The sequence below is a fragment of the Paenibacillus sp. 2TAB19 genome (genome assembly GCF_052115185.1).
GTDB lineage: Bacteria > Bacillota > Bacilli > Paenibacillales > Paenibacillaceae > Pristimantibacillus.
Genome location: NZ_JBFRGE010000152.1, coordinates 1 through 4,213, shown reverse-complemented (window position 1 = coordinate 4,213; position 4,213 = coordinate 1). Strand labels below are relative to the sequence as shown.

Here is a 4,213-nt window from a genome sequence, read left to right as displayed (position 1 = left end):
GCACTAGGGTGTATCAACACTATATCACTTATGGAAGACTTCGCTGGAAAAAAGTCCTCAACCGTATCATATTTATGTCTAATAGATGGCAAAGATTGAACAAAAGAAACTTTGAGTTTAGAGTATTGATTAATAGACTCAAACTCTATATATTCTTCCCCATATTGGAAATAAACAAATGTAAGCATCGGAGTGAATTCATATACCCCATCATCTTCCAGGTTAATAAAACCTATTAAATTAATATCATCAATTGGTTTGGCTTTAATGTAGTTTATGAATTTATACAACATAGTTCCACTACCTCCAAAATTTAAATAAGCCATTGCTTAAATTTCGCATAACGTTCTTGTATTCACGAACCCGAGAGCCTTAAGTGACCGTAGGGAACGGGTCGTCAGACTTAGGCTCGCAGGGTTGTCCGGTTGAATATACCCTCGGCACTTCTGCTTCGGTCCGGACCAAGGGCGTAAGCCCGCAGCGTGAATACGGTGTTATGCGATGTCTAAGCCCTCTTGAAACACCTTCAAAACTTAGATTTCTATGTATTTCTCTTGTTTCTCTTCATCATTATTGAGTCTCCAAAATTCATATTGTTCTATGCCACCTATATTTATTCCAGATATAAAAGTTGGATCAAAAAATAATACTTGTTTATTCCTTAATCTTATCAAAATACTATCACATGTAATTTCAGTATCAGTTTCTTCTAGATTATAGATCGTAATACTTGAAACAATATTCGTAAGCGACGAAGCACTAATTAATACCAAATCATTTATTGAAGATACTGCAGGAAGAAAATCTTCAACCAATTCAAAGTTATGTCTAATAGTTGGTACAACAGCTATTTTTAGTCTTGAATATTGATTTATTGACTCAAACTCTAAATATTCACTCTCGAATCTAACATATACAAATCTAAGCATCGGAGTGAACTCGTAGATACCATTATCTTCTAAATAAATAAAACCCGTTAAATTGATATCTTCAATGGATTTTCCTTTTATAATGTTTAAGATATTCTGTAGCATTATTCGGCTCCCCCTAGTATTTGTTTTTTTAGCAGTTGCTTAGGTTTCGCATAACGTTCTTGTATTCACGACGCCCGACGAAGTCGGGTGTGTCCGGCTGCTTCAACTTCCCTGCCAATATCATCTGTCCGGACCGAGGGCGAATGCCCAGATGCGTGAATATGGTGTTATCTGCTGTTGCCACTTCTCCGAGAAGCTTTCGATTGTTTCCCTTGTGTCTGCTCAGTTACTATGCCTATTAATATTTTTTGATTGTTATTCGTTTGTTTAATCATTTCTTTTAGTGTTTTATTTTCTTGTAATAATTTATTTATAGAGTTATCAAGATTAATGATTTCACTTTGAATTTGAAGAACTTCTTCTTCTTGCTTAGCCTTTTCACGGGGTTCATGAAAAGTGCTTTGATAAATTAATATTACAAATCCTCCAATAGTTATTCCTTCTGCAATTCTAGTAAAATATATCGAAATATCCTCTTTTTGAATAGCCAAGTGAACCCCTAAGTAGATGTCATATAGTGCTAATAAAAAAATAAACCACATACCAAATAAGAATAATTTGTTCTTTTTATAACAATACTTAAAGTCATTAATTACATACTGAATAGATTTTCTCATCTTTCTTCGTCCTTTTTTTTAGGTTTAGCAATTGCAGATAACGTTATTGTATTCACGACGTCCCACCACCTTAAGCCCGAAGGGCGGCCGCGATGCGGTTAGGTGGTGCGGATGTGTCCGGCTGAATCTGCTTCCCCGATACTGAAATGCCTCTCCGAACCCACTTCTAACTTCGTGCCGGACCGAGGGCGCATGCCCGATGCGTGAATATGGTGTTAGACGAAGTTCCCCTCATCATCGATCAGCCCTTCAACTTTAAGTCTTATATCCCTAAATTTAATCACTATTATGTTACTTTCTTCTTCAGTCCTTATAAGTCTTCTCTTCCCTAATCTCTTATCAAACCATGATGTAGCTCTAATTATAGGATTTGCTGACATCCGGGCTTCATCAATTGATAGATTTAGGTATTCTTCGATCGCTTTATAGAATTCAAACTGATTATGTATACCTTGAAATTCCATTTCTTTTTCTGCGATTCTATACGCTTCATAATACCCATTCTTCTGATCTGGATCCTTCCAATCTAGAGAATTGGTATCTTCTCGAATCATATTTGCTGTGGTGTTAAATTTATATCTTAACTTAACAGTACAAAAATCATGAATGATATCATTATCAAAGGTGACCCACGATCTTCCAACTTCATCATGCGATCCCCTGTATCGAGTACTATTGAATTTAACTCTATCTTTAAGTGAATCACAGAGTTTTGATTCGATTTGTTCTTTCATCTTGCTCCATTTCAAGTACCTCACCTCGATTTAGGGGAATTTCGTCTAACGTTCTTGTATTCACGACGTCCCACCGACTTAAGGCGACAATGTCGCCGGGCGCGATGCGCTTAGTCGGTGCGGATGTGTCCGGCTGATTCCGCTTCTCTGCTTCTGAAATGCCTCTCCGATTCAACCTCTAACTCCTGCCGGACCGAGGGCGAATGCCCGATGCGTGAATATGGTGTTATACGCAGTAACCTGCATCTTCGATCAACTCACAAATCTATCAATTCCATTAAGGAAGTTTTGTTTACCGTTATCATTTAAACTATTGAACTTATTAAAACTGACACTTTCAATTTCAATCTTCACCTATGTTATTGATTATCTTAAAATGATTAGTTTGACAGTCCGGGCATTTAGGTTTTGCTGTAATACTGAAACTTTGTTGGTCTAAACTGTCCATACATCGAGATATGAGTTCTTGAATATTTATATTAACTATACTTTTCTCTATAAAATGTTTAACGTATTTCCATTCCGGACTTTCGATCGCATTGAAGTATTGATAAGAAGTACCTAGAGAACTTATAGCTATAAATTCACCATAGGCCATGTCAGATAGAGTTGGGATCTTAAAAGTGGTGTTGCAATCATTACAGTTAGCTTGCAGAAATTTGGTTTTTATGATCTTTTCCCGCCCTTCAGGTTTTTGCGTATAACGTTATTGTATTCACGACGTCCCACCACCTTAAGCCACGAAGTGGCGGCCGCGATGCGGTTAGGTGGTGCGGATGTGTCCGGCTGATCCCGCTTCCCGAAACTGAAATTCTTCGCCGAATTCACTTCTTACTTCTGCCGGACCGAGGGCGTATGCCCGATGCGTGAATATGGTGTTATCTGCTGTTCCTGGCTTCCTCGCAATGCCCACTGCCCTTCATAAAGCGTAGCTTCTCTTGAACCTTGATCTTATATCTATTATTCTTCTAAAATGATCTGCTGAATGTTGTCACGCTTACTTCTAGTTTTTGATCATACGATCTGCTGAATGTTGCCACGCTTACTTCTGGTTTTTGATCTTTACGATCTGCTGAATGTTGCCACGCTTACACTGGTCTTTCTTTGATCTTTACGATCTGCTGAATGTTGCCACGCTTACTTCTGGTCTCTGGTCTTTACGATCTACCTCTTTTGTTCTTCACCGTTCTTAACAATAAAGCGGACACGCATAAAAACTGAACACAACTTAATTATTCATCATGCACTAGCTCTCCAGGAATTGCAGATAACGTTGTTGTATTCACGACGTCCCACCACCTTAAGCCCAAAGGGCGGCCGCGATGCGGTTAGGTGGTGCGGATGTGTCCGGCTGATCCCGCTTCCCCGTTGCTGAAATGCCTCTATGAACCACTTCTAACTCCAGCCGGACCGAGGGCGAACGCCCGATGCGTGAATATGGTGTTATCTGCTGTTCCTGGCTTCCTCGCATCGCCCACTGCTATTCATAGAGCGTAGCCTCTCTTGAACTTGATCTATTCTCTATTATTCTTCTAAAATGATCTGCTGAATGTTGCCACGCTTACTTCTGGTTTTCGATCTTAACGATCTGCTGAATGTTGTCACGCTTACTTCTAGTTTTTGATCTTTACGATCTGCTGAATGTTGCCACGCTTACTTCTGGTTTTTGATCTTTACGATCTGCTGAATGTTGCCACGCTTACTTCTGGTTTTGATCTTTACGATCTGCTGAATGTTGCCACACTTACTTCTGGTTTTGATCTTTACGATCTGCTGAATGTTGCCACGCTTACTTCTGGTTTTGATCTTTACGATCTGCTGAATGTTG

Annotated in this window: 5 protein-coding genes; 1 reads left to right on the top strand and 4 read right to left on the bottom strand. The window is 39.1% G+C overall.

What is annotated here, in order from left to right; all coding sequences use genetic code 11:
* The 4 genes from AB4Z33_RS30280 to AB4Z33_RS30265 form a co-directional block, all read right to left on the bottom strand.
* Window positions 1–326 (bottom strand): hypothetical protein (locus AB4Z33_RS30280; protein ID WP_442053458.1); only part of this gene is annotated, 326 nt, incomplete at its 3' end.
* Window positions 327–533: 207 nt separating this feature from the next.
* Window positions 534–1,034, bottom strand: coding sequence for a hypothetical protein (locus tag AB4Z33_RS30275; protein ID WP_442053457.1), 501 nt, complete (start codon window positions 1,032–1,034; stop codon window positions 534–536).
* Between the two features lie 167 nt (window positions 1,035–1,201).
* Window positions 1,202–1,651 (bottom strand): hypothetical protein, encoded by a 450-nt coding sequence (locus AB4Z33_RS30270; RefSeq protein WP_442053456.1) that lies wholly within the window; start codon window positions 1,649–1,651, stop codon window positions 1,202–1,204.
* 215 nt (window positions 1,652–1,866) lie between these two features.
* Window positions 1,867–2,385, bottom strand: coding sequence for an SF0329 family protein (locus AB4Z33_RS30265; protein WP_442053455.1), 519 nt, complete (start codon window positions 2,383–2,385; stop codon window positions 1,867–1,869).
* A gap of 1,641 nt (window positions 2,386–4,026) precedes the next feature.
* Between AB4Z33_RS30265 and AB4Z33_RS30260 the strand changes: the two genes are divergently transcribed.
* On the top strand, window positions 4,027–4,213 hold a 187-nt coding region (locus AB4Z33_RS30260), incomplete at its 3' end, for a hypothetical protein (protein WP_442053454.1).